General features: G+C 72.8%; 20 protein-coding genes and 1 pseudogene. 11 read left to right on the forward strand and 10 right to left on the reverse strand.

The features are described 5' to 3' along the window. Window positions 1-57 precede the first annotated feature (57 nt). On the reverse strand, window positions 58-1347 hold the full coding sequence (locus JS756_RS00885; protein ID WP_205380920.1) for an ROK family transcriptional regulator: 1290 nt from the start codon (window positions 1345-1347) through the stop codon (window positions 58-60). A 455-nt stretch (window positions 1348-1802) separates the two neighbouring features. After that, window positions 1803-2771, reverse strand: coding sequence for a DUF3626 domain-containing protein (locus tag JS756_RS00890; RefSeq protein WP_205380921.1), 969 nt, complete (start codon window positions 2769-2771; stop codon window positions 1803-1805). 89 nt (window positions 2772-2860) lie between these two features. Here JS756_RS00890 and JS756_RS00895 point away from each other — a divergent pair, with 89 nt between their 5' ends. The 4 genes from JS756_RS00895 (at window position 2861) to JS756_RS00910 (ending at window position 7307) form a co-directional block, all read left to right on the forward strand. Next, window positions 2861-3361 carry an FBP domain-containing protein gene (locus tag JS756_RS00895; protein ID WP_205380922.1) on the forward strand — a complete coding sequence of 167 codons (501 nt, stop codon included), beginning with the start codon at window positions 2861-2863 and terminating at the stop codon, window positions 3359-3361. Between the two features lie 214 nt (window positions 3362-3575). Beyond that, the gene (locus JS756_RS00900; RefSeq protein WP_205380923.1) at window positions 3576-4829 is read left to right on the forward strand and encodes an FUSC family protein; all 1254 of its coding nucleotides are present in this window, start codon (window positions 3576-3578) and stop codon (window positions 4827-4829) included. A gap of 67 nt (window positions 4830-4896) precedes the next feature. Continuing rightward, window positions 4897-5943, forward strand: coding sequence for a hypothetical protein (locus JS756_RS00905; protein WP_205380924.1), 1047 nt, complete (start codon window positions 4897-4899; stop codon window positions 5941-5943). Window positions 5944-6074: 131 nt separating this feature from the next. Then, window positions 6075-7307 carry a lactonase family protein gene (locus JS756_RS00910; protein ID WP_307790181.1) on the forward strand — a complete coding sequence of 411 codons (1233 nt, stop codon included), beginning with the start codon at window positions 6075-6077 and terminating at the stop codon, window positions 7305-7307. On the opposite strand, the gene JS756_RS00915 is transcribed toward JS756_RS00910, so the two are convergent. Together JS756_RS00915 and JS756_RS00920 are read right to left on the reverse strand one after the other, a co-directional pair. Next, on the reverse strand, window positions 7275-8000 hold the full coding sequence (locus tag JS756_RS00915; RefSeq protein WP_205380926.1) for a DUF2470 domain-containing protein: 726 nt from the start codon (window positions 7998-8000) through the stop codon (window positions 7275-7277). The genes JS756_RS00910 and JS756_RS00915 overlap by 33 nt on opposite strands. 99 nt (window positions 8001-8099) lie before the next feature. After that, entirely contained in the window at window positions 8100-8708 is a 609-nt protein-coding gene (locus JS756_RS00920) for a TetR/AcrR family transcriptional regulator (RefSeq protein WP_205380927.1), read from the reverse strand. A 119-nt stretch (window positions 8709-8827) separates the two neighbouring features. On the opposite strand from JS756_RS00920, the gene JS756_RS00925 reads away from it, so the two are divergent. Beyond that, window positions 8828-10345 carry a cytochrome P450 gene (locus JS756_RS00925; RefSeq protein WP_205380928.1) on the forward strand — a complete coding sequence of 506 codons (1518 nt, stop codon included), beginning with the start codon at window positions 8828-8830 and terminating at the stop codon, window positions 10343-10345. Between the two features lie 325 nt (window positions 10346-10670). Further along, complete coding sequence (locus JS756_RS00930; RefSeq protein ID WP_205380929.1) at window positions 10671-11336, forward strand: hypothetical protein; 666 nt, start codon at window positions 10671-10673, stop codon at window positions 11334-11336. Between the two features lie 162 nt (window positions 11337-11498). Here JS756_RS00930 and JS756_RS00935 read toward each other — a convergent pair whose 3' ends face one another. Both JS756_RS00935 and JS756_RS00940 read right to left on the reverse strand, forming a co-directional pair. Next, window positions 11499-11714: a hypothetical protein gene (locus JS756_RS00935; protein WP_205380930.1), complete on the reverse strand. Its 216-nt coding sequence runs from the start codon at window positions 11712-11714 to the stop codon at window positions 11499-11501. A gap of 221 nt (window positions 11715-11935) precedes the next feature. Next, window positions 11936-12298: a GNAT family N-acetyltransferase gene (locus tag JS756_RS00940; RefSeq protein ID WP_307790184.1), complete on the reverse strand. Its 363-nt coding sequence runs from the start codon at window positions 12296-12298 to the stop codon at window positions 11936-11938. Here JS756_RS00940 and JS756_RS00945 point away from each other — a divergent pair. Then, window positions 12183-12500: pseudogene (locus tag JS756_RS00945) on the forward strand (IS5/IS1182 family transposase); the annotation flags it as partial. The gene JS756_RS00940 and the pseudogene JS756_RS00945 overlap by 116 nt on opposite strands. 29 nt (window positions 12501-12529) lie before the next feature. Here the strand turns inward: JS756_RS00945 and JS756_RS00950 are convergent. Beyond that, on the reverse strand, window positions 12530-13108 hold the full coding sequence (locus JS756_RS00950) for a maltokinase N-terminal cap-like domain-containing protein (RefSeq protein WP_205380931.1): 579 nt from the start codon (window positions 13106-13108) through the stop codon (window positions 12530-12532). A gap of 602 nt (window positions 13109-13710) precedes the next feature. Next, window positions 13711-14013, reverse strand: a complete 303-nt coding sequence (locus tag JS756_RS00955; protein WP_205380932.1) for a hypothetical protein — start codon at window positions 14011-14013, stop codon at window positions 13711-13713. Between the two features lie 595 nt (window positions 14014-14608). Between JS756_RS00955 and JS756_RS00965 the strand changes: the two genes are divergently transcribed. Then, window positions 14609-17053, forward strand: a complete 2445-nt coding sequence (locus tag JS756_RS00965) for an ADP-ribosyltransferase domain-containing protein (RefSeq protein WP_307790256.1) — start codon at window positions 14609-14611, stop codon at window positions 17051-17053. Window positions 17054-17432: 379 nt separating this feature from the next. Here JS756_RS00965 and JS756_RS00970 read toward each other — a convergent pair whose 3' ends face one another. Both JS756_RS00970 and JS756_RS00975 read right to left on the reverse strand, forming a co-directional pair. Beyond that, window positions 17433-18176 carry a PIG-L deacetylase family protein gene (locus tag JS756_RS00970; protein WP_205380933.1) on the reverse strand — a complete coding sequence of 248 codons (744 nt, stop codon included), beginning with the start codon at window positions 18174-18176 and terminating at the stop codon, window positions 17433-17435. Between the two features lie 266 nt (window positions 18177-18442). Beyond that, window positions 18443-19753, reverse strand: a complete 1311-nt coding sequence (locus JS756_RS00975; RefSeq protein WP_205380934.1) for an alpha/beta fold hydrolase — start codon at window positions 19751-19753, stop codon at window positions 18443-18445. Between the two features lie 572 nt (window positions 19754-20325). On the opposite strand from JS756_RS00975, the gene JS756_RS00980 reads away from it, so the two are divergent. From JS756_RS00980 to JS756_RS00990, 3 genes are read left to right on the forward strand one after another with little or no spacing between them, the layout of a single operon-like run. Then, the gene (locus tag JS756_RS00980) at window positions 20326-21081 is read left to right on the forward strand and encodes a (Fe-S)-binding protein (RefSeq protein WP_205380935.1); all 756 of its coding nucleotides are present in this window, start codon (window positions 20326-20328) and stop codon (window positions 21079-21081) included. Beyond that, a complete protein-coding gene (locus tag JS756_RS00985; RefSeq protein WP_205380936.1) occupies window positions 21078-22565 on the forward strand; it encodes a lactate utilization protein B in 1488 nt (495 codons plus the stop codon). Before JS756_RS00980 ends, JS756_RS00985 begins: the two co-directional genes overlap by 4 nt. After that, window positions 22562-23203, forward strand: a complete 642-nt coding sequence (locus tag JS756_RS00990; protein WP_205380937.1) for a LutC/YkgG family protein — start codon at window positions 22562-22564, stop codon at window positions 23201-23203. Before JS756_RS00985 ends, JS756_RS00990 begins: the two co-directional genes overlap by 4 nt. The last annotated feature ends 253 nt before the right edge of the window (window positions 23204-23456 follow it).

Below are 23456 nucleotides of genomic sequence, written 5' to 3' on the forward strand. Positions count from 1 at the left end.
GGGCAGCGGTCGCTGCGGCGGCTCGAAACGGGTACCTGCGGCCGCGCCGGCGAAACCTCAGTGCGGGGTCCGCTCCGCCAGCGCGGTGCGCCAGGCGGGTGCCGGCCCTTCGGGTTCCGGCTCGGGGCGCCGGCCGCCGCGCGCGAAGAAGTCGGCGAGCGGAAGGATCGCGGCGCCCACGGTGACCGCGTCGGGGCCGAGCCGGCCCAACTCGACGGTGACCCGCTCCGCGGGATGGCGCAGGGCGTAGGCGGCGGCGTGGCGGCGTACGGAGGGCAGGAAGCGGGCGCCGAGCTGGAGTCCCGCCCAACCGCCGATGAGGATGCGCTCGGGCTGGAAGAGATTGATCAGGTCGGACAGCCCGGCGCCGAGGTACTCGGCGGTCTCCTCCAGGACGGCGAGGGCCACCGGGTCGGGCTCGGTGCCCTCGGGAGGGTAGGCGGCGGCGAGCATCGCCGTCAGCGCGGCCTCCTCGTCGGTGTCGGGCGGCGGTGCGCCGCCCTCCTCCCGCCAGCGGGCGAGCAGGGACTCGGCGCCCGCGTAGGCCTCCAGGCAGCCGAGCGCCCCGCAGCGGCACCGGCGCCCCCGGACCCGTACGGTCAGGTGGCCCCACTCGACCGCCCGTCCGCTGTCGACGTCGGGGGTGACCAGGCACGCTCCGACACCGGAGCCGAAGAGGACGACGACGGCGTTGCGGGCGCCGCGGCCGCCGCCGAACCACATCTCGGCCTGGCCGAGGGTCTTGGCGCCGTTGTCGATGAAGTACGGCACGGCCGGGGGCAGCGGGGAGCCGTCGCGCAGCAGGCTCTCCAGCGGCACGGCGTCCCAGCCGATCGTCTGACCGTGCACGACGGCGCCGCGCACGGGGTCGCGTTCGACGATGCCGGGGACTCCCGTGCCGACTCCGAGGAGCCGCTCGGGCCCGACGCCCCCCGCGCTGAGCACGTCGGCGATGCCGTCGCGGATGTGACCGACGATCACCTCGACGTCGTAGCGCTGGTGTTCCAACGGGCGTTCGGCGCGGGCGAGTTCGGTGAGGCCCAGGTCGAACAGCTCGATGCGGACCCGGGTCTCGCCGACGTCCACGCCGATCATGTGTCCGCTGCCGGGGGCCACGCGCAGCAGAGTGCGGGGCCGGCCGCCGTCCGAGTCGACGCTGCCGGCCTCCTCCAGCAGGCCGTCGGCGACGAGGTCGGCGACGACGTTGCTGACCGAGCCGGAGCTCAGGCCGGTGGCCGGGCCGAGCTCGAAGCGGCTGAGCGGTCCGTCGAAGTAGAGCCGCTGCAGTACGGCCGTGCGGTTGGCCCGCCTGAGGTCGCGTACCGTGCGCCCGTTGCGCCCCGCCATGTGACTCCCTCCGAACCGTGCTCGACCTGCACCCTATCGCCACGCGGTCCGCAAGGACACCTTATCCCAGCACTTAATTCATGCAGCGAACTAAGCCGGGCCGGACCGCTCGCCGCTCGGGTCCCGGGCGGTGGCGGGCCGCAAGGCGACCCCACCCCGGCGGGCCGGGGCGGTCGGGAGCGGGCCCGCGGGGTCCCGTGATGGTCCCGGCGCCGCTCGTTCGCCCCGGGTCCTTCGGCACCGTCCCGCCGCGGCTCCTTCTCGGCGGACTCCGTGCGCCCCCCGGTGCGCTGTCCGGCACAGGCAGGATCCGCCCCGTCCGGGCGGCCACCGCGGCCGTGTCCGTCGTGCGGCCGCGGTACAGGGTACGGAACGGGGGCCCCGGTCGGCGACCCCGCGGCCGGCCGAGGCCGCGGCGGAGTGGGGAGCGGGCACCGGACTTCGACGGGATCCGCCTACATGGCCGGCGCACCGGGGTCCGGCGTGCACCCGTCACGTCCGGCGTCGGCGCCCGGGGAGCAACCGTCGTGACCAACGCCGGGCCCGGCGGCCGACTCCCCGTGCCCGTGGGCGGTTCCCGCGCCCGCGGGGGCACCGAAGCGGGCGAGTGTGTGCCACACCATCTTCAGGTCCTGGAGGGCGAACCGCCCGGTGCGGGCGGCGTCCCCGATGACCCGGGGATCCACCACGCCGTCGCGGGCGATGCGGGCGCCGAGGTCGGCAGACTCCCGTCCGCGAAAGTCGGCGTGGCGGTACAGGCCGGCGACGGTGATGCGGTAGCCGGGGTGCCATGCGAGGGGGCAGGGCAGCAGGCGGGCCGCGGCCTCGACGGGCGTGCCGCGGTAGCAGGCGTCCAGCACCAGCGCCTCGGCGTCCCGGGCGAGGTCGACGCCGCCGTGCACATGGGCTTCGACGTAGTCGTCGAGGGCGTCCCGGGCGTCCGCCGCGGCGAGCGCGACGAGGTGCGTGCCGGCGGCGACGCCGAAGTCGGTCGGCTCGGCCGCGCTGTCGGGGTAGCAGAACGTGGCGCGGGCCAGGACGTCCGGGGCGAGGCGGAAGTGCGAGGAGCCGAACCGCGGTGCGGCGCCGACGACCTGGCGACGGAAGTCCAGCGCACCGTAGACGGGGCGCTCGTGGGGTTCCGCGTCGTCGTAGGCTCCGCCGAAGATCCTGCTCTCCCAGCGCCAGCGGTCGCCTCCCGGCCGGGCGGTGAGGCCGCCGTTGCCGGTACCGGTCACGAACTGCGGGTGGTACGCACCGTCCCGGGCCATCGCGTGCAGGATCGGCAGGTCGCGGGCGGCCCGGTCCGGGTGGAAGTTCAGCGTGATGTGCAAGCGCGGGTCCACGGGCGGCCCCGCCGAGCGGGCCGCGACGTGCCGCAGCGCGGCCCGCGCGCGCGGCGCTGCGATCCTGTCGTAATTCACTCGCCCTCCCCCTCGGCGCCCGCCTAGCCTGACGCCACAAACCTAGAGCCCCTAGGTTTTCTTGTCCGTGCGATCACGAAAGCCCCACCATGAGACCACTCACCGAGCGGGACATCCGCAGCTCCTTCGTCAACTGCTCGCAGGGCGAGGCCAAGCGCCTGGCGGTCCCGCGCGATCTCGCCGAGCGCCCCTGGGCCGATCTCGACTTCCTCGGCTGGCGCGATCCGGGCGCCCCCGACCGCAGCTACCTGGTCGCCGAACGGGGCGACCGGCTGGTGGGGGTGACCATGCGGTTCCCGCCGGCACAACGCGGCTTCCTGCAGCGGAGTCTGTGCTCGCTGTGCCTGACCGCGCACCCGCGCGGCGGCGTGTCGCTGATGACGGCCCGCAAGGCGGGCGCGGCAGGGCGGGAGGGGAACTCGGCGGGCCTGTACATGTGCACCGACCTCGCCTGTTCCCTGTACATCCGGGGGAAGCGACTCCCGGACACGGCGCAGCGGTTCGAGGAGAGCCTCACCCCGGAGGAGCAGATCGCCCGGATGCGGGGACACCTGTTCGCCTTCCTCGACAGGCTGGGCGCTCGGCCCTGACGTGCCGCCGGGCCCGCGCGGGCGGAACCGTCCGGCCGAACGCCCGGCGTGCCTTCCGCACCTCCTGCGGCCTCCGGCGCACCATCCGAAGGCCCCGGTGCGCCGCCCCGAGGGCCTCCGCCGCAGCCGGAGGCCCGCCTCCTGAGGGCGACCGGCGACCGCCGGGTGTCGCGCAGGTGTTCGGCAGGGCCGCGGAAAGGGAACAGGCCAAGCGATGCAACGCGTACGGGAGCGGTCCGACACCGTGGTGCGGCTCGTGCGGCGGGGCCGGGAGCCCGTGGTCGTCCAGGCGCTGCGGTCGGCGACCGCTGCGACGATCGCGTACGTCGTCGCCCTGCACCTGAGCCCGGAACCGGCCCCGCTGACCGCACCCCTGACCGCCCTCCTGGTCGTCCAGGTCACTCTGTTCGCCACCCTGACCAACGGCATCCGCCGGGTGAACTCGGTGGTGGCGGGTGTCCTGGTGGCGATCGCCTTCAGCCTCCTGGTGGGCCTGACCTGGTGGAGCCTCGCTCTGCTGATCGTGGCGTCGCTGGGGGTCGGCCATCTGGTGCGCGTCGACGAGTACGTGCCCGAGGTGGCGATCAGCGCGATGCTCGTCCTCGGCGTCACCACGGTCGGCGACACCGCCTGGGCGCGGGTGCTGGAGACCCTGATCGGCGCGGTCGTCGGACTCGGCGTCAATGTGCTGCTGCCCCCGCCCGTGTGGGTGGGCGAGGCGGGCGAGTCGATCGAAGGCCTGGCGCGCCGGATGCGCCAGCTGATGCTGCGGGTGGGCGAGCAGGCCGCCGGCCGGACGCCGTTCGAACTGGCGGCGGCCCGGCTGCACGAGGCGCGCCGCCTCGATCACGCGATCGTCGAGGTGGACGCGGCGCTGCGGCAGGCCGAGGACAGCCTCCGGCTCAACCCTCGGGTGCGGGAGGGCCTGCTGCACCGGGTCGTCCTGCGCACCGGACTGGACACGCTGGAGATCTGCACCGTCGTGCTGCGTGTGCTCGCCCGCAGCCTCACCGACCTGGCCAAGGAACGCGATCCCGAGCCGCTGTTCCCGCCCGAGACCGGCGCGGTCGTCGAACAGATCCTTTCGGAGGTGGCCGACGCGGTGGTGAGCTTCGCGGTGCTGGTGACCACCCATGTCAGCCGCAGCGCCGAGTCGGCCGAGGACCGCCTCGCCGCGGAGCTGCACCAGGCCGCGGCCACTCGCGACAAGCTCGCCCAGCTGCTGCTGGAGGAGGTCCAGCGCGACGCCCGGCAGTGGCAGCTGCACGGGGCGGTGCTGACCGAGGTGGACCGCATGCTGGACGAGCTGGACACCGAGCACCGCACGCGCCGGCTGTTCGAGGAACTGGACCGGCACTCCCAGGAGCTGCGCGACCGGAAGCTGTCCGTGCCGTGGCTGAGGGAGCGGGTACGCCGGCTGGAACGGCGTCGGCGGAACCGGAGGGGGGCCGTCGGGCGTTCTCCGTGACAGTACGGCTCCGTCCGCGGTGTTCATCGGCGGCGGGGGGTTCAAGACGATCGAGGGGGACGGGCGGATGACGGATGTGCGGCTCGACGGGAACACCCTGCGGCTGCCGGGCGGCGTGGCGGTGCGGTTCGTGCGCACCCTGCGTCTGCCCGAGACGGGCACGCACCCGCTGCCGCCGGGGCTCGGCGAGTTCCCCGTGCGCCGGGTCGCCGACCACCCGGACACCGTGCCCGAGGCGTGGCGCTCGCGCGGCGGCGTGATGCTGCCGGTGTACCTGCGGGAGGCCATGTGGCTGAGCTTCGCGGGCACCACCGAGCCCGCCGCCCTCCAGGTCGGGGCCGGCAAGGTGTGCGCGGTGTCGGGCCGGCCGTGGAGCGGCCGGCTCTCCCGGAATCCGCAGAACTACCTGGTGCTGCCCCGCCAGCCCTGGCTGGACGGCATCAACTCCGGCAAGGGCACGGTCCGCCAGTTCGTCGCCGTGCCGCTCGGACTGGGCGCCACGGTGGAGGGCCAGGTCACCGGCGAGGAGGTGTGGGGCGGCGTCCAGTTGCAGTCCTTCCCGCTCGGCGAGCGCGCGCTGGCCCGGTGGCGTGAGGAGGAGCGGGACCGGGCGGAGCGGCGCCGGGCCGCCCCGCTCAGCGGGTACGGTGGCCCGCCGCCGGGCACCGGTGCGTTCCCCGCGGCCCCGGCAGCCGCCCCCGGGGCGGCCCCGGGCGCGGCGCCCCGCGCCGCCGCGGCGATGGGTCTCGGCGTCGGCGGGTCGATGCGCCAGGAGGTCTACCGCGACGACCGGCCGCCGACGGACTGGGCGGCGGAGCCCTCCGGCCGGGTCTTCGTGCACCTGGTGACGCCGCCGGAGTGGCGGCGCATCACCGGCGAGGAGCCGCCGCCCTCGCCCGTGGACCGGGCCGCTTACACCCGGGCGGGACTGCCCTGGTACGACTACTACGACGAGGGCGCCGAGGACCTCGCCCCGGCCGAGGCCCTCGGGGCCGTCAAGCCGGTCGGGGACTGGCTGGGCGACGACCACGAGCCCTGGCAGCCCCCGGCTCCGCACCAGGTCGAGCCGCTGGGGGACGCACCGGGCGAGCCGGTGCCCGACGGCGAATGGTGACGTCCCACCGCCCGTCCCCGCGCACCATGGCGGAGGCCGCGAGGTTTGCGTCCGGGGGTCCGTGCGGGTCAAGGTGACCGTCACGACCGGGACGGACGACAACCCGAGGTGCGCGGAGGGTGGACGGTGCGGTGGCGGAGCGAGGGGGCTGGAGCAGGCGGCGCTTCGTGGGCGCACTGGGCGGGGCGACGGTGGCTGCGGCGGTGAGCGGCTGCGGAGGCAGGCCCGTCTCCCCGGCCCCGGCCGGTGGCTACTCCTCCGCGTCCTCCCCGGCTCCGTCCGGTGACGCGTCCGCCCCGGCGACGAGGCCCGCCGCCCCGACCGCCGGCTCCCACCCGGGTCACCGCCCGCTGTGGCTGGGCACCTACACCTCGGCCGAGGGCGGCGGGCACGGCATCGGCCTCGCCGTCTACGACCCCGTGACGGGACGCGTCACGGGCACCGGCACCGTCAAGGGCGTGTCCGACCCGTCGTACCTGGCCGCGCATCCCGACGGGCGGACGCTGTACGCGGTGAGCGAGCGCGAGCACGGTGCGGTGGCCGCGGTGCGGCTCGCCGACCGCAGGGTGCTGGGCAACCGGTCCACCGGCGGATCGGGGCCCTGCCACCTGTCCGTGCACCCGGGGGGACGCTGGCTGCTGAGCACGCACTACGGCTCGGGCAGCGTGGCGGTGCACCCGATCGACGCAGCAGGCGCGCTGGGCGAGCGCACCGACCTGGTGGTCCTTTCCCGCCCGGCCGCAACGGAGGGGCGGCAGCCGCGCGCCCACCAGGTCGTCACCGCGCCCGACGGCAGGCATGTCCTCGCCGTCGACCTCGGCACCGACACCGTGTACACCTACCGCATCGACGCGCACGCCGGACGGCTGTCCGAGGTGGCGCGGGCCCGCACCGAGCCGGGCGCCGGTCCGCGCCATCTGACCTTCCACCCCGGCGGGCGGTACGCGTATCTGGCCAACGAGAACGACGACACGATCACGGTGTGCGCCTGGGATCCCGCCACCGGGCGGCTGACGGTCGGCGAGGCGCAGGCGACCGGGTCGGGCACGGGCCAGAACTATCCGGCGCAGATCCTGGTGACGGCGGACGGCTCGTACGCCTTTCTCGCCAACCGGGGCCACGACAGCATCGCCAGGTACGCCGTGGAGGCGGGCGGAGCGAGGCTGAGACTGCTGGGCACGGTACCGGCGGCCGGTGACTTCCCCCGGCAGATCGCCTTCTCGCCGGACGGGCGGCTGCTGTTCGCGGCGAACCAGCGGTCCAGCTCGGTCAGCGTGTTCCACGTGGACGGCGGCAGCGGTGCGCTGCGGCTCGCGGGGGCACCGTTCGCCTCACCCGTCGCGGTCTGTGCGGTGCCGCTGTAGGGCGCGGGGGCAGGTCGCGGTACTCGCCCGGGCCAGCAGGACGTGCATGCGCTCCGTGAGTTCCGCGATGTCGTCCGCGGGCGCGTGGAAGGTCAGGCGTACGTCGCCGTGGGTACGCGCGCGTTCGATGCGCAGCGTCAGTCCGTGCCGGTCCACGGCCAGGGGGCGGACCCGGACGGCGCCGTGCAGGCTGTCGCGGTCGACGAGACGGGTGAGTCGTTCGACGGCGTCGGGGTGGGCGTCGGCGAGGTGGGTGAGCAGCCGGGCCTCGGCGGCGACCAGCGGGTCGGGTTCGGCGGCGGCGTAGTCGGCGAGGTCGACGACGGCCATGCCGGTGGGCCGGCGCAGCGCGACGCGGGCGGGCCGGAGGACGACGCGGCCGCCCTCACGGGACAGCCGGCCGGCCAGCCAGAGCCTGGCCCGGATGCGGTGGCGCACGGGCACGGGGGCCACGTCGGCGAACTCCAGCACCGTGGACACCTCGCCGCGCGGTGCGCACAGGGCGGCCGCGGCCAGGGCGCTGTCCTCGGGCAGGTGCAGCAGGACCCGGCCGCCCTCGGCCACGGTGTGTGCGCCCGCCAGTTCCTCGCGGACGCCGCTCGCGGTCACCGCGCAGGACCATGCCGCGGCGAGCACCGACCGGGCCCGCTCCGCCGCGGCGGGCGCTGCCGTCCAGGTGTGCCTGTCACCCATCCCAACCTCCCTTAGGTAAGCCTTGCCTAACCTATCGGAGATCGGGGCGAACGCCAACCAGGCCCCACCGAGCGCGGCGGGGCTCAGGAGGGGGCGAGGTCACGGCGCGAGGACGCCCAGCAGCGCGCGGGCGCACAGGTCGCGCACCTGCGCCCGGTCCAGTTCCGCACCCCGCAACCACTCCAGGCACACGGCCGTGGTGAAGGCCAGCCAGCCCCGCACGGCGAGACGGGCGTCGGGGCGGCCGGAGACGACCGGCCCGAACTCGGGGTCGGCCGCCAGTGCCGCCAGGATCTGGCGCTCCTGGGCCGCCAGGGCGCGCCGGTAGACGCGCCGCACGGACTGGTCCCCGGCGGCGTCGGCGCGGTGGAAGGCGCGATAGCCGTGAGCGTGGGCCCGGACATGCTCCAGGTAGGCGTCGAGGCCCGCGGCGAGCTGCTCACGCACCGGCACACCGGGTTCGGCGGCCGTCATACGGAGCATCCGCTCGCTCTCCCGCTCCACGACGGCCGCGAAGAAGTCGCGCTTCGTCGGGAAGTAGTGGTAGAGCAGCCCGCGGGAGACGCCCGCGATCTCGGCGACCTGCTCGATCCACACGTCGTCGTACGGACTCTCGGAGAACAGGCAAGCACCCACCGACAGCAGTTGTTCCCGGCGTTCGGCGGTACTGAGCCGGCGACGGGTGCGTCCACCCTGGTTCGCGACCATGCACGCACTCTACTTGACGTGGATTCAACAACGGGACCAGACTGATGCCCGTTGTTGAATCCACGTACAACAGCTCGTACGAACCACTCACCTGCAGCCCGCTCCAGGGAGATCGCGTCATGGCGGAGACGAGGACCGAAGACGGACTGCCGAAGGGGTTCCGCAGTGCCGAGCACGGCTGGCCCGAACTGCGCCGGATCCCTCACCCGCCGGGACGCCTGCCACTGCTCGGCGACCTCATCGGCGCGAGCCCGCGCACACCGCTGCAGGACTCGATGCGCCATGCCCGCCGACTGGGGCCGATCTTCCGGCGCCGGGCGTTCGGCAAGGAGTTCGTCTTCGCGTGGGGTGCGGACCTGGTCACCGACCTCGCCGACGAGACCCGCTTCACCAAGCACGTCGGCCTCGGCATCGCCAATCTGCGGCCCGTGGTCGGGGACGCGCTGTTCACGGCCTACGGCCACGAGCCCAACTGGCAGCTCGCGCACGACGTCCTGGCCCCCGGCTTCAGCCGCGAGGCGATGGCGGCCTACCACCCGATGATGCTGGAGGTGGCCGGCCGGCTCACCGGGCACTGGGACCGCGCGGCGGCCGACGGGCGAGCGGTGGACGTGCCCGGGGACATGACGAAGCTGACCCTGGAGACCATCTCCCGCACCGGGTTCGGGCACGACTTCGGCTCCTTCGAACGCGCCCGGCCGCACCCGTTCGTGACCGCGATGGTGGGCACCTTGACCCATGCGCAGCGCCTCAACACCGTGCCCGGCCCCGCCGTACCGCTGCTGCTGCGGCAGGCGAGCCGGCGCAACGCCGCCGACATCGCCTTCCTCAACCGCACGGTCGACGAGATCGTCCGGGTGCGCAGGTCCTCGGGCGGCGGGGAAGGGGACCTGCTCGACCGGATGCTGGAGACGGCTCATCCCGAGACCGGGGAGCGGCTGTCGGCACAGAACGTCCGCCACCAGGTCATCACCTTCCTCGTCGCCGGGCACGAGACCACCTCCGGCGCCCTGTCGTTCGCCCTGCACTACCTCTCCCGGCACCCGGAGGCCGCCGCCCGCGCACGGGCCGAGGTCGACCGCGTCTGGGGCGACACGGAGAGCCCGGGGTACGAGCAGGTGGCGAGACTGCGGTACGTGCGCCGGGTGCTGGACGAGTCGCTGCGGCTGTGGCCGACGGCACCGGCGTTCGCCCGGGAGGCCCGCGCGGACACCGTGCTGGCCGGGAGGCATCCGATGCGGCGCGGCGCATGGGCCCTGGTGCTGGCCGCGATGCTGCACCGGGATCCGGCGGTGTGGGGCGACGGCGCCGACCGCTTCGATCCCGACCGGTTCGAGCCGGTGGCGGTACGGGCCCGGCCCGCGCACGTCTTCAAGCCGTTCGGCACCGGGGCGAGGGCGTGCATCGGCCGCCAGTTCGCCCTGCACGAGGCGACACTCGTCCTCGGCCTGCTGCTGCGCCGGTACGAACTGGTGCCGGACCCCTCCTACCGGCTGACGGTGGCCGAGCGGCTCACGCTGATGCCGGAGGGCCTGCGGCTGCACGTGCAGCACCGGACACCCCCGGCCGGCCGGCCCGGCCGGGACGGCGACCCGGTGCCCGAGCCCCGCTGCCCGGTCCACCCGGCCGCGCGCTGAGGGACACCCGGGCGACGTCTCGGGCGGCCACGGGGCTGCGGCACCACCGGGCGGCTGGTGGACCCTGCCCCGCCGGCCGGCCGGTAGTGCCGCAACCCCGAGCAACCGGCGAGGATCCATCAACAAGCTGACGCAACCTTCATACATGATCGAGGCCAACCGGACATCATTCGAAAGATCGGCAACATTCGAAGCGAGCGACGGTTTCTCGTGGAAGACTCCTCCCCGTTCTGATTCTCGGGGGGAGACCATGAGCGCACAGCATCCACAGCCGCCTACTCAGCCGGCAGCCCCGGCCGGGCGCATCAAGAGGTTTCCGCAAGCCTTGTGGTCCCCAGGAGGAGCCGCCTGGGCCGCCGCTCTCGCCGCCCTCGTCGTCGGCTTCCTCGGAGGCGCCGCCGCCGCGTCGTACGAAGTCGTCAACATCTTCCCCGGGCCCGGCGATGCCCCGCCGGCAGCGCCTTCCGACTCTGCTTCGTCGACGGTACCCGGGGCCACCGGCTCTTCCTCCGCAACGGCCGGGCCCACGGACAACCCCGCGGTGACTCCCGGGCCCGCCGACACTCCCGCGGTGACGCCCCGGCCCACCGACACTGCGCCCAACGCCGACTCCGCAGATGGCAGCGTCTACCGGGAAACCGGGAACACCCCCGTCACCATCAAGTGCCAGAGCAAGATCGACCTGGATTCGACCGCACCGGACTGGGGAACCGACACGGCGCGAGGCACCGACATCGGCTTCTGCCAACCCCTGGACTCCACCAGGTTCCTGTGGAGCCGGGACAAACTGTCGATCATCACCTCGGAACCCACCGTCGCCACGTGCGCCGCGACGACGATCAACGACCGCCGCCTCACCGCGGAGCAGACCCGCAAGGGCACCCAGATGTGCGTCCTGACCTCTGAGGGCCGCTGGGCCTACGTGTCCATCGCCGGCGTCGACCAGGAACGCGACACGATCTCGATGAACATCACGGTATGGAACACCTGAGGGCTTGCAGGGAATCAAGGTGTTGCTACCCGTTCTGGGAAGTGTCGGTGTGGTATGCGTATCCCGGACGAGATCCATCTCCAATTCGCCATGACGCATCCACCGACATGGTCCGCGAGTGGGGTTCGGGCGTGCTGGCCTGTCGGGTCGGCCGGTGATGGATCAGCAGGCGGCCTGCCGGGCGAGCACGAGCTCGGTGGTCGGCTTGCGGCGGGTCGGTCGGCGAGCCGAACGGTCCGGAACCGATGAAGCGATCGCCTGGTGGGTCACGGCGTAGTCCTCGTGTGAGCCGGTGTAGCGCTGGAGCACGCGCCGTTGCCGCACTGCGGCGTCGGCGTGCTCGACGCAGATCCGCTGCGAGGACTGCCGCCGGCGCATCTCCCGCCAGACGCGCTGCTCGCCGAGCGGCGCGTCGCCCTTCGGTCTCAGGATGGGTCAAGGCCGCACGGGCCCACTTCTTGGTCAGACTCGAAACCCGTGCGGCCACTGCCACCTCACGGCTGCCCGCCGGTGGTCAACGGGGGGGCTCTTCTGCGGGAACTACCCGAGCTGGGGTTTTTCCACGGAAGAGCAGAGCCACCGAAGCACCGGCCCGGGCCTCAGGGCCTCAGCAGTCCGCCCACCCACCAGTCGTGCGGCTTGCCGTCGTTGGCGATGCCGCGATTACGCAGTGTCCCTAGGACAGTGAAGCCGAGTTTCTCGGCGACGGCACGCGAGCCGGTGTTCCCGGCCATGGCCCACCACTCGATGCGGTGGACGTCGAGGGTGGCCCAGCCCCAGTCGCGCAGGGCCCGAGCGGCCTCCACCGAGTACCCGCGTCCGCGCTGATCCTTGACCGCCCCGTGGGAGGGCCTCGTCACCTTGCCCGACACCATCACCATGCACCTGGACACCAGCCGCGCTCTGCTCAGCGAACGCGGCCTGCACGGACGCATCGCGCACAAGGGAGGGAAGACGCCCATTCAAGCCAGTCGCCGTTGGCGCGTCGAACGCACCCACGCCTGGCAGAACGCCTTTCACCGTCTCGCCCGGTGCTACGAGCGTCGCGTCACCGTCATCGATGCCTTCTTCGACCTCGCCGACACAATCATCACCGTGCGCAGCCTGATCCGGCGGTCCTGGACAACTCACCGCTGGGACGAACGCCCGAACCGCCGACCATGACCACACGCCTACTGTCTCCGCGCGCCCTCTTACCGCAGCGCGACGCCCGCGAGTACTCCCCGCGCAGCCGTTCCGTCTGGCCAAATCCACCCGGCGACAAGGCATACGGACGACCTCTGCGCGGCCTCCGCCGACCGCAGGACACGGTTGACCTGAACGTCAAGCCCGTCGTCGGGGCCGGTTCCGTGCACGGTCACGGTCGGGTCAGGAGTGTCGCTCTTGCTCTGGTCCTGCGGCATCGCCTCGCCGCGCAGGAGCGCAAGCAACTGCGCCATCACCACCGGGTCGTGGACGCCATCGTAGATCCACCGGGTGCCGAGCACCCCATGCTCAGACGTTCCGATCAACGCCTCGCCGGGGACGCCCTCCAGCGCCGCACCGCGGTAGCCCATCGGCACCAAATACGCCACCGGCTCCTGCGCGGTGGCGTCCACCACGACCATGAACTCGATCCCGACCGCGCCATCCGGATCGTCCAAACGGAACCCACCGGCCTTAACCAGTTCCGGCGTTTCTGCGTCGCCCACGTACCAGTTCTGCTTCGGCAGCCAGCCGGTGAGCAGCTCCAGCTTGGTAGGCGTCATTGTCGTGCGATGGATGGCGGCCATGCGAGCTCCCTCACGCGTATAGGTCTGGGCCCGTCCTCCAACGGGAGGTGATCGAACCTATAGGACACCGCCGTGCTTCCCGAGCGGCAGCGAGTGGCCCCGCTACTGATGGTTCCGGTCCTCCCCAAGGGGCCTGTCTGCGCGACCTCTCAAGAGTCACCGGAACCATCGCGGCGGTATGACCACCGTCGACGAGCGGCGACCAGCGAGTATCCCGACCGAGCACCGCCCATCACAACGCCCCGGGCCGGTCAACGGCCGTCCCAGCAACGCAGATCAGGCTGCCCCGAGACGGAGCTGCACCCCCATCGATCGCGGAGCGAGCCGTAGACGTCGCGCACCGAGAGCAGTTCGACCGCTGCCCCGGACGACTCCGACAGTGGTGCGGTGGCAGGACGCCGGGGATGCCCGGTAGGCAGCGGGATCCTCGCTGCTGGGAAAGGGTACGAGGCGGGCCTCGACCTGATCGTCCAGAGTACGCGGTCGGCGCTCAAGACGCCCTCCGTGATCGGGCGGTGTACGGGTCGTGCGGATCAGTGGGCGTCGCAGCCGATGAGCAGTACACCGGTGAGGATGAGCCGAAGCCGGGGGGACTGAGCGGCTCAGTCGTGGAGAGTGACATTCGGCAGTGGGCGGCCAGTAGCATCGAACAACGCGGCTCCGCAATCGCAGTGCTCGTCGTCCAGGGTCTGGGTCGCCGACAGTTGCCGGACCAGCATCTCCGAGCAGTTCGGGCAGTCCAGGCTGACCGGCGTCACTTCGGCTTCCGCGTCCCAGGCCCGCACCGGGAGGCCCTGATGCATCAACCCGATCAGCTCACGCTCACCGGTCAGCGCGACCAGCACCTCGTAGGTGTCGGTGCCGTTGTCCCGCACCACGAGCGTGCAGCCGAGATTCGCCAGCACACCGGACAGATGATCGAGCTGGTGGACCGGGAAATCACCGCGGCGCAGAGTCGGGTCGGCCTCGGCCGCGCGGTAGACGACGTCGGTGTCGATGTCTGTCGGCTCCCCCCTGAAAAGCCCGTACCCGACCAGCCACGAACGCCGCCAGCTGGCCAGGGTGATCCTCGCCGGTCCAGGCCATCCTGAACATCACACTGTCGACTCGGACCCCCCGGGCCCGCTCGCCGGGAGTCAGGACCAGCTCTTCCAACTCTGTCACGGTGATCACGCTATCGACTGCCGGGTGGCGGACCGTACCGTTGTTGTGCCGTTGTCGTGCATGACCGACACCAGCCCCCACGCCCATCTGCGCGACTTCCCAGCCTGCCCGTTTCCACAGACCGCAGGGCCTGTGGAGTCCGTGCCCGCACCACGACCCGCTCGCCTTCGTCGACCGCATCGCCGATGAGTAGCGAGACAGCTCTGAAGGCACCGACTGCACACGCTCGTTGACATCCGTCACACGGACACCGACCACACCCCACGACTCTGTCAGTGGGCGGTTGTAGCTTCGGGGTCTGTTCGAGAAGTCGTGCGAGAGGGCGAATCGTTGAGCGTGGAGCGTGCGTCGAGGGTCGTTCTGGTCGATGCCAAAGACGAGGTGGTGAAGGCCTGGCGGTCTGCGTTCGCCGACACCCCCGGGGTCGAGATCCGGCGGGGGTCGATACTCGATGTGGACGTCGATGCGTGGGTGTCCCCCACCAATGCGCGCGGGCGGATGGACGGCGGTGTCGACGCCGTCGTGAAGCGGCATCTGGGTGCCGGCATCCAGGTGCGGGTGCAGCGTGCGATCCGTGACCTGTGCGGCGGGAGTCTGCCGGTGGGCAGTGCGGTGTGCGTGCCCTCCGGAGCCGAGGTGCCGCGATATCTGATCTCGACGCCGACCATGCGGCAGTCCTCGCAGAACATCAGCGAGACCATGAACGTGGCGTTGGCGTGCGCGGCTGCGTTCCAGGCGGTGCATCTGCAGAACCGGGCGAAGCCGGGCAGCATCCGGTCGGTGGCGCTGGTGGGCATGGGCGCGCAGACGGGCCGGGTGCCCGCCCAGGTGTGCGCCAATCTCATGTGGACGGGCTACACCCTGTTCCAGGATCACGGATTCGCGGACTACGACGCACTGCGGGCCGCGGTGTGGAGTCAGCTCCACGACATCGAGAGCGCGGGGTCCGCGCAGAGGGTGCGTATCAACGTGCCGGCGTCCGACTCGAACACACCTGCGTCCGGAGCCGCATCCGGGGAGAAGACCTCCGGCGATCCGGCCGGATCCGGCCATTCGGCCGAAGGGCCCGACGGGGCGCCCCAGCCCGGTTCCGGCGGTGGCCCGGCTCCGGTGGGTGGCGGTGCCGGCGTCCCCACCGCCGGCAAGGCGGAAGCCCCGGCCGACGACCCGCTGGGGCTGACCGAGCTCTTCACCGGAGGTGGTGAGCCGTGGCTGCCGCTGCTGCGTCCGGTGATCGCGGCGCAGCCCGGGGCAAGCGACGTCATCGGCCCCCAGCGCAGCCCGGAGGTGGTTCCGGTGCGCGAACTGACCTTCCAGGCGCTCAAGCCGCACCCGCCGCACAAGTGGAAGGTCGTCGTCTTCGGGCAGAACCCCTATCCGCGTGCGGAGAGCGCGACCGGTATCGCGATGTTCGACAACACCTTCCACGACTGGGAGGACAGCCGGTTCGGCCGCGTCGTCAGCATGCGCTGCATCATCAAGGCGGCAGCGATGTGGAAGTACGGCATCGCCAAGAAGACACAGGTCGCCGACATTCGCGCCTTGCTGAAGAAGGAGGACGCGGTCCGGCCTCCTGAGTGGTTCCAGGCCATGCTCACCCAGGGCGTGCTGCTGCTGAACGCATCCCTGACAGCAAGCGCGGACGGGGCGATGCCGACCGATCGGCACACGTCGTTCTGGCGCCCTGTGGCCGAGCAGATCATCGAGGAGATCCTTCGCGCGAAGCAGGACGCCGCCGAAGAGGACCGGGGTGTGGTGTTCGCCTGGTGGGGAGCGCACGCCCGAAGCCTGAAGCGGGTCGTACAGCGGCTGGAGAAGAAGTACCCGCAGGTCGAGGTCCGGCACCTGGATCACACGAATCCGGCTGCTCAGGGTGACGTCTTCTGCGAGGGGGACCACTTCGCGCAGGTCAACGACGCACTGGCGGTCTTGGGGGCCGAGCCGGTCGACTGGTTGCCGCGCAAGGACTGGAACGAGCACGCGGCCGACGCGGGCGGGGCTCCGGGCGACGGGGTCGCGGAGCGGATGGGGGCGTTCATCGCGTCGACGATGGAACTGCACCAGCTGTATCTGGAGCGGCTCACCAGCGTCAAGGACGAGGGGCTCGTACTGCCACCGGTCACAGGGGTGTTCGACACCCCGCTGATGAGTTTCGAAAAGGCCGTCGAGCCGGTGTCACGGGTGCTGAAGAATCTGAGCCGGCACATCGAACGGTCGGCCCGGTTCGGCCGGGCCAAGGCCGGCGAGACTGCGGCCATGGGCGCGGCATCGGATGAGGGCGCAGGTGGAGAGGGACTGTCGGCCGACGCGATCGCGGCGCTGTACCTGTACACCTGTGAGTCGGCGTTCTACCGCGAGATCAACACGGTACTGCGCTCCCCGGACCGCGAGAAGCTGGTGCCATACCTGCCTTACCTGAGGCTGTTGTTCTCGGCCGTGGCGGCGCTGCCCGCCCGAATGCAGCCGCTGTGGCGCGGCGTGGCCCTGGACCTGCGTTCCCAGTATCCGCTCGGCCGGACGGTGACCTGGTGGGGTGTGTCGTCGTGCACGTCGGAGTTGAACGTGGCGCGGGCGTTCCTCGGCCGCCGCGGCAAGCGAACCCTGTTCGAGGTGACGCCGGCGCGAGCGGTGGGGATCCGGCGGTTCTCCGCGTTCACGGGCGAGGAGGAGTACATCCTCGCGCCGGGCACCCAGCTGAAGGTGACCGATGTGAAGACCGAACGTGGCGGGCTGTGCACGGTGCGGCTGACCGAGCTGGACGGTCAGGGACTGGTGTCCTAGGGCGTGTTTCGAAAGTAGCGTCGTCCGCCCGAAGTGCGGGGCCCGCGGCGTCTGGTGCGGTGCATCGCAAGGCGGAGGGTCGTCCGCGTACTGGGCGTACGCGGACGATCCCGACAACGCAGCGAGGCGCCGTGCCAGGCGTCGCGGGCCAGACGGGACTTTCGAAACACGCCCTAGCGCCATCAGCGGCCGAGGCAGCATCGGCTGCCGGTGGGTCAGGGGCGGTACGGCCAACGCCCTTGCTTCAGCCACTGGTCGGCTGACGAGCGGAGGGCGGGGCACGCCTGCAACTCGCCCCGCCGTCCCGGGTCGCCGCGAGACCCGGTGGGTCTGTCAAGGCGTCCGCGCCGACGCCCGTCGGTCCCGTGTTCGTCGTGACTCAGCGGGCGAAGACCTCGAAGGTCACGGCCGGGTGGCCGCCGAAGCGTTCCGCCGCGCTCTCGGTGGTCCGGGTGAGGAACGCGCGGGCGTACGTCCGGGGGTCCTCGTCCGTCAGCGCCTCGATGTAGGTGCGGTGTTCGAGCAGGGAGGCGACGGCGCGCTCCATACCCGCCGAGGCGTCCACGGCGTGGGTGGGCGAGGCCGACCCCGCGACGGCGACCCAGCGCACCCCGTTCCACGGTTGGAGCCCCTGCTCGACGAGCTCGGGGAAGATCCAGCGGTTGCCCGCGTCGGCGGCGGCGTCCAGGGTGGCTCGGCCGACGGCGACGTGATCGGGGGTGTTCCAGGCCACGCCGCCCCAGGTGTCGCGGTGGTTGAGGGTGATCACCAGTTCGGGGCGATGGCGGCGGATCGCGGCGGCGATGTCACGCCGCAGGGCGATGCCGTACTCGATCACGCCGTCCCGGTGGTCGAGGAACTCCACCTCCGACACGCCGACGACCGCAGCGCTCGCCCGCTGCTCGCGTTCACGCAGCGGAGCGCACTTCTCGGGTTCCAGCGTGTCGATGCCTGCCTCGCCCCGGGTGGCCAGCACATAGGCGACCTCGCGTCCGGCGTCGGTCCAGGCGGCGATGGCCGCGGCGCAGCCGTACTCCAGGTCGTCCGGGTGCGCCACCACCGCCAGAGCACGCCGCCAGTCCTCGGGCATGGGCTGCAGTGGGGTGTTCGTCGGCTCGGTCATGACCGCAGACTAGTGCCGCGTCGAGCCGTGTTCGCCCGTCGCGGGGCTGTGTCCGGTGTGTCCTGCCGGTGTGCGGGCCGTACGTCCTCGTACGGGGGACGTCCCCGGCCCTCCGGCCGGTGCTGCGGAGCGTGCGTCGGCGCCGGGGCGGGCTCCTGCTGCCGCGGATCACAGGTGCCACGGGGTGGGACGGGTGGGTTCGCCACCGGTCCCGGCCGTGTCGTCCCCGGCGGCGGCCGGCGGTTCCTCGTCCCCCGGCCGGGAGGTCACACCTCGTCGCGGGCGAGCGCCAGCAGGCGGTCGAGGACGCGGGGGCCGCCCGCCCGGACCCCGTCGTGCTCGAACTCGTCGGTGACCCAGGTGCGCAGGCCGCGGATCGCGCGGGCGGTGGCGAGGGAGTGGGCGGTGTCGACGTACATGTCGTCGTGGTAGACGGCGGCGGCCACGGGTACCTCGTTGGCGGCCAGGCGCTCCGGGTCGTACAGGGGTGTCCAGCCGGTCCGGGCGGCGAGCAGTTCGGCCGTCTCCCGCAGCGGGCGCAGAGCCGGGTCGCAGTCGAACATCCAGGGGTGGATCGTCTCGCCGGTGAACAGCAGGGGCCCCTCGCCCGCGAGTGTCTTGGCGGCGTCGAAGCGGGGGAACTCGGCACGGACACGCTCGGCCGACCAGGCGGTGGGCCGGTGGTCCTGGCCGTAGATCGCCTCGTGGACGAGCGCGTACAGCGGGTGGCCCGCGAAGCTCAGCAGGCCCTGGGCCTCCTCACGGAAGGCGTCGGACAGCTCCGGGCCCCGCGGGGTGCGGACGAAGGCGTCCTCCAGCAGGTAGTGGAGCCGGTGACTGCCCTCGCCGCCGCCGAGGAGGATCCCGAGGGACTGGAAGGCCTCGGCCGTGAGCCGGTAGCCGCCCGGCAGGGTGACCTCGTGGGTGAGCAGGTGATCGGCCACGCGGCGGGCGCGTTCGACGTCCTGCGGGTAGCGGGCGTAGTGCGCGGCGACCTTGCGCTCGATGCGCGGGTAGGCGGCGCGGTAGACGTCGTCGGCGTGGGCGTGCAGGGAGGGCAGCCCGCCGGTGATGAGGGCCGCGGACAGGCCCTCGGGCGCGGTGGAGAGGTAGGTGACCGTGCAGAAGCCGCCGAAGCTCTGGCCGAGGACGGTCCACGGGGCACCGCCGGTGACCGCGGGGCGGATGGCCTCGCAGTCGCGGACGATGGAGTCGGCGCGGAAGTGGGTGAGGTAGTCGGCCTGGGCGGCGGGACCACCGCGCAGCGGGAGCGTCTGCCGATTGGCGGGTGTGGAGGCGCCGGTTCCGCGCTGGTCCAGCAGCAGCACCCGGTACTCCTTCAGGGCCCGGCCGAGCCAGGCCTGACGGCCCACGAAGCGGTTGGCGCCGAACCCGGGGCCGCCCTGGAGGTAGAGCAGCCAGGGCAGTTCCTGCCCTGCCCGGCCGGCCTTGTCGCTCGCGACGACCTCGCGGGCGTACAGCTCGATCGTCTCCCCCGCGGGATCGTCGTGATCGAGGGGGACGGTGAAGCGCCGGTCGGTGAGGACGACGCCGGGCTGGCGGTAGCTGTGGGTCAACACGACTCCCGGTACGAACGGTGGACGGCCCACGGTCTGCGGGCCGTCCCAGTTCAGCACACGCCGGGCCGGCGATCATGCGGGGGGAGCACGAGCGGCTACTGAACGGCGACTCAGTGACCGGGCGGGCCGGACCGGGGCACCACCGGCTCGGGCCGGCGCGCCTGCGGCTCTGCCCCGAACGCCACGCGGCACTCCCCGCGAGCCGCGGCGGCCCTCGGCCCTCCCGCACCGCCTTCGCGTCCGGCCGGTACTCCATCGGGTGGTGAGAGGGGGCCTCGTGCGGCGGGGGCAGGGACGGGGCGTAGGGCCGGGCCGCACGACTCTGCGGGGCGGCGGGGCCGACGTGTCGTTGCGGGCACCCGCAGGGCGCCGTTCGCCGACGCGCCGCGTGCTCCCGGTCCGCCGGCGCGCCGGTCCGGCCGCCGCCCCGCCACGCGTTCCGCAGTGGTGCGGCCGGTCGCCGTCGGGGCGCGCAGGCCGGGTCCGCCGTGCTGCGGGCCGGGTCTCCCGCACCTCGTGCGGCGGCAACTACGCTGCAACCGTCCGCTGATCGATCGCGAGGAGCCGCGATGCGCGTCGCCCTGTTCCTGACCTGTGTCAACGACACGCTCTATCCGGACACCGGCCGCGCGGTCCTGCAGTTGCTGACTCGACTGGGCGTCGACGTGGACTTCCCGATGGCGCAGACCTGCTGCGGGCAGGCGCACTACAACACGGGCTACCGGCACCAGGCGGAGCCGCTGGCCCGGCATTTCGCGGAGGTCTTCGGCGGCTACGAGGCGATCGTGACGCCGTCCGGGTCGTGCGGGGCGATGGTGCGGGAGCTGTACCCGCGCATCGGCGAGCGGGCGCGGGCCGAGGGGCGGGGGGACGTGCTCGCTTCCGTTCTGGCACCGGTGGTGCCGAAGACGTACGAGCTGACGGAGTTCCTGGTGGACGTGCTGGGGGTGACGGACGTCGGCGCCTGGTACCCGCACACGGTGACCTACCACCCCACCTGTCACGGCTTGCGCGGCCTGGGCCTGGGCGACCGGCCCCGGCGGCTGCTGGAGGCGGTGCAGGGACTGGAGCTGGTCGAGCTGCCGGACGCGGAGGAGTGCTGCGGTTTCGGCGGCACGTTCGCCTTGAAGAACGCCGACGTGTCGGCGGCGATGGGTGCGGACAAGGTGCACAGCGCCGCCTCGACGGGCGCGGAGGTGCTGTGCGCGGCCGACAACTCCTGTCTGATGCACCTCGGCGGGACCATGGCCCGACTGAGGGTGGGCATGCGGCCGGTGCACATCGCACGGATCCTGGCGAGCACCGAGGAGGAACCGGCCGCATGAGCGCAACGTATCTGGGGATGCCGGCCTTTCCGCAGGCCGCGCGCGAGGCGGTGGGTGACGCGACCCTGCGCGGGAACCTGCGGCACGCCACCGGAACCATCCGCGCCAAGCGGGCCGCCGCGGTCGCGGAGGTGTCGGACTGGGCGGCGCTGCGGGAGGCCGGTGGAAGGATCAAGGACCATACGCTCCGTCACCTGGATCGCTATCTGGTGCAGTTGGAGGAGTCGGTCACCGCAGCGGGCGGCACGGTGCACTGGGCGGCGGACGCCGACGAGGCCAACCGGATCGTGGTGGACCTGGTCAGGGTGACCGGCACGTCCGAGGTCGTCAAGGTCAAGTCGATGGCGACGCAGGAGATCGGGCTCAACGAGGCCCTTCTCGCGGAGGGCGTCCGGGCGTACGAGACCGACCTGGCCGAGCTGATCGTGCAGTTGGGCCGGGACCGCCCCTCGCACATCCTCGTCCCGGCGATCCACCGCAACCGGGGCGAGATCCGGGACATCTTCCGCTCGGAGATGGGCGCGTGGGGCCGGCCCGCCCCGCAGGACCTGGGCGACACACCGGCGGAGCTCGCGGAGGCGGCCCGGCTGCACCTGCGGGAGAAGTTCCTGCGCGCCCAGGTCGGTGTCTCCGGTGCCAACTTCATGGTGGCCGAGACGGGCACCATGGTGGTGGTCGAGTCCGAGGGCAACGGGCGGATGTGCCTGACGCTCCCCGAGACACTGATCTCGGTGGTCGGCATCGAGAAGGTCGTGCCGACGTGGCAGGACCTGGAGGTGTTCCTGCAGACGCTGCCGCGCTCGTCGACGGCCGAGCGCATGAACCCCTACACGTCCATGTGGACCGGGACGACCGACGACGACGGTCCGCGCGCCTTCCATCTGGTGCTGCTCGACAACGGCCGGACCGACACCCTCGCCGACGAGGTGGGCCGCCAGGCGCTGCGCTGCATCCGCTGCTCGGCGTGCCTGAACGTGTGCCCGGTGTACGAGCGGGCGGGGGGCCACGCCTACGGCTCGGTCTACCCGGGGCCCATCGGGGCGATCCTCAGCCCTCAGCTGCGCGGAACGGGGAGCGCGATCGACGCCTCGCTGCCGTACGCCTCGTCGCTGTGCGGCGCGTGCTACGAGGTCTGCCCGGTCGCGATCGACATCCCCGAGGTGCTGGTGCATCTGCGGGAGCGGGTGGTGCAGGGCGGCCCGGTGACCCGCGCCGGCAACAAGGTGGTGCTGAAACCGGCCAAGGGGCATGCCGCGGAGCGGGCGGCGATGCGGGCGGCCCGCTGGGCGTTCGGGCACCCGGGCGCGCTGCGCGGCGGCCAGCGGCTCGCCTCGCGGACCCGGCGCCTGCATCCGCGGTCGCTGCCGGGGCCGGGCCGGGCGTGGAGCGGGAGCCGGGAGCTGCCGGCGGTGCCGTCCGAGCCGTTCCGGGACTGGTGGCAGCGGACCCGGGGCGCGGGCGCGGGAAAGGAGGCCGCCGAGTGAGCGGCAGGGAACGGGTTCTGGGGCGGGTGCGGCGGGCGCTGGCCGACGTGCCGCGGGACGACAGGCCCTACGAGCGGGCGGTGGTGCGTGGCTACCTGCGGGTGCACGGTGAGCTGACGGCCGCGCAGACGGTGGATCTGCTGGCGGAGAACCTGGCGGACTACCGGGCGGTCGTGCACCGGTGCGCCGCCGCCGAGACGGCCGGTGTGGTCGGCCGGCTGCTCGCGGAGCGGGGCTCGTCGTCGGTGCTCGTGCCGTCGGGCCTGGACGAGGACTGGCTGCCGGCGGGCGGGGTGGAGCGCGTGGCGGACCGTGCGGAGAGCACGCCGCGGGAGCTGGACCGCGTGGACAGCGTCGTCACCGGCTGCGCCGTCGCGATCGCCGAGACCGGCACGATCGTCCTGGACGGCTCCCCCGGCCAGGGCCGGCGCCGGATCACCTTGGTCCCCGATCACCACATCTGTGTCGTCCGGGTTCCGGACCAGGTCGTCTCCTCGGTACCGCAGGCGCTCGAACGGCTCGTTCCGGACCGGCCGTCGACGTGGATCTCCGGGCCGTCGGCCACCAGCGACATCGAGTTGGACCGGGTGGAGGGCGTGCACGGGCCGCGCACGCTGGAGGTCGTCCTCGTCCGCTGAGCCCGGGGCGGCCTGCGCCCCGCGCCGGCGGCGCGCGGCGCACGAGAGCGGTCCGTCCGATCCGTGGCTCCCGGCCACCGCGGGTGCCGTGAGCTCGGGTCCGCTGAGCGTGGACGCACCGGCGAAGCGCGCGGGTCCCGGCCGGCGGCCCGAGCGATGTCGTGCCAAGGGCCCCCGGCCCGGCCCGCCCGGCCACCGAGTCGCCGGTCAGCCCGGTGCGGCCTGCGGGGTGGCAGAAGTGCGGCGCCGTGCC

Source organism: Streptomyces actuosus, assembly GCF_016921115.1.
Classification (GTDB): domain Bacteria; phylum Actinomycetota; class Actinomycetes; order Streptomycetales; family Streptomycetaceae; genus Streptomyces; species Streptomyces actuosus_A.

Excerpts from the sequence above, each read along its gene's own strand:
- JS756_RS00885 (WP_205380920.1), bottom strand. The coding sequence starts at position 1,347 with ATGGCGGGGCGCAACGGGCGCACGGTACGCGACCTCAGGCGGGCCAAC.
- JS756_RS00895 (WP_205380922.1), top strand. The coding sequence starts at position 2,861 with ATGAGACCACTCACCGAGCGGGACATCCGCAGCTCCTTCGTCAACTGC.
- JS756_RS00900 (WP_205380923.1), top strand. The coding sequence starts at position 3,576 with ATGCAACGCGTACGGGAGCGGTCCGACACCGTGGTGCGGCTCGTGCGG.
- JS756_RS00905 (WP_205380924.1), top strand. The coding sequence starts at position 4,897 with ATGACGGATGTGCGGCTCGACGGGAACACCCTGCGGCTGCCGGGCGGC.
- JS756_RS00915 (WP_205380926.1), bottom strand. The coding sequence starts at position 8,000 with ATGGGTGACAGGCACACCTGGACGGCAGCGCCCGCCGCGGCGGAGCGG.
- JS756_RS00920 (WP_205380927.1), bottom strand. The coding sequence starts at position 8,708 with ATGGTCGCGAACCAGGGTGGACGCACCCGTCGCCGGCTCAGTACCGCC.
- JS756_RS00925 (WP_205380928.1), top strand. The coding sequence starts at position 8,828 with ATGGCGGAGACGAGGACCGAAGACGGACTGCCGAAGGGGTTCCGCAGT.
- JS756_RS00935 (WP_205380930.1), bottom strand. The coding sequence starts at position 11,714 with ATGCGCCGGCGGCAGTCCTCGCAGCGGATCTGCGTCGAGCACGCCGAC.
- JS756_RS00940 (WP_307790184.1), bottom strand. The coding sequence starts at position 12,298 with ATGGGCGTCTTCCCTCCCTTGTGCGCGATGCGTCCGTGCAGGCCGCGT.
- JS756_RS00950 (WP_205380931.1), bottom strand. The coding sequence starts at position 13,108 with ATGGCCGCCATCCATCGCACGACAATGACGCCTACCAAGCTGGAGCTG.
- JS756_RS00970 (WP_205380933.1), bottom strand. The coding sequence starts at position 18,176 with ATGACCGAGCCGACGAACACCCCACTGCAGCCCATGCCCGAGGACTGG.
- JS756_RS00980 (WP_205380935.1), top strand. The coding sequence starts at position 20,326 with ATGCGCGTCGCCCTGTTCCTGACCTGTGTCAACGACACGCTCTATCCG.
- JS756_RS00985 (WP_205380936.1), top strand. The coding sequence starts at position 21,078 with ATGAGCGCAACGTATCTGGGGATGCCGGCCTTTCCGCAGGCCGCGCGC.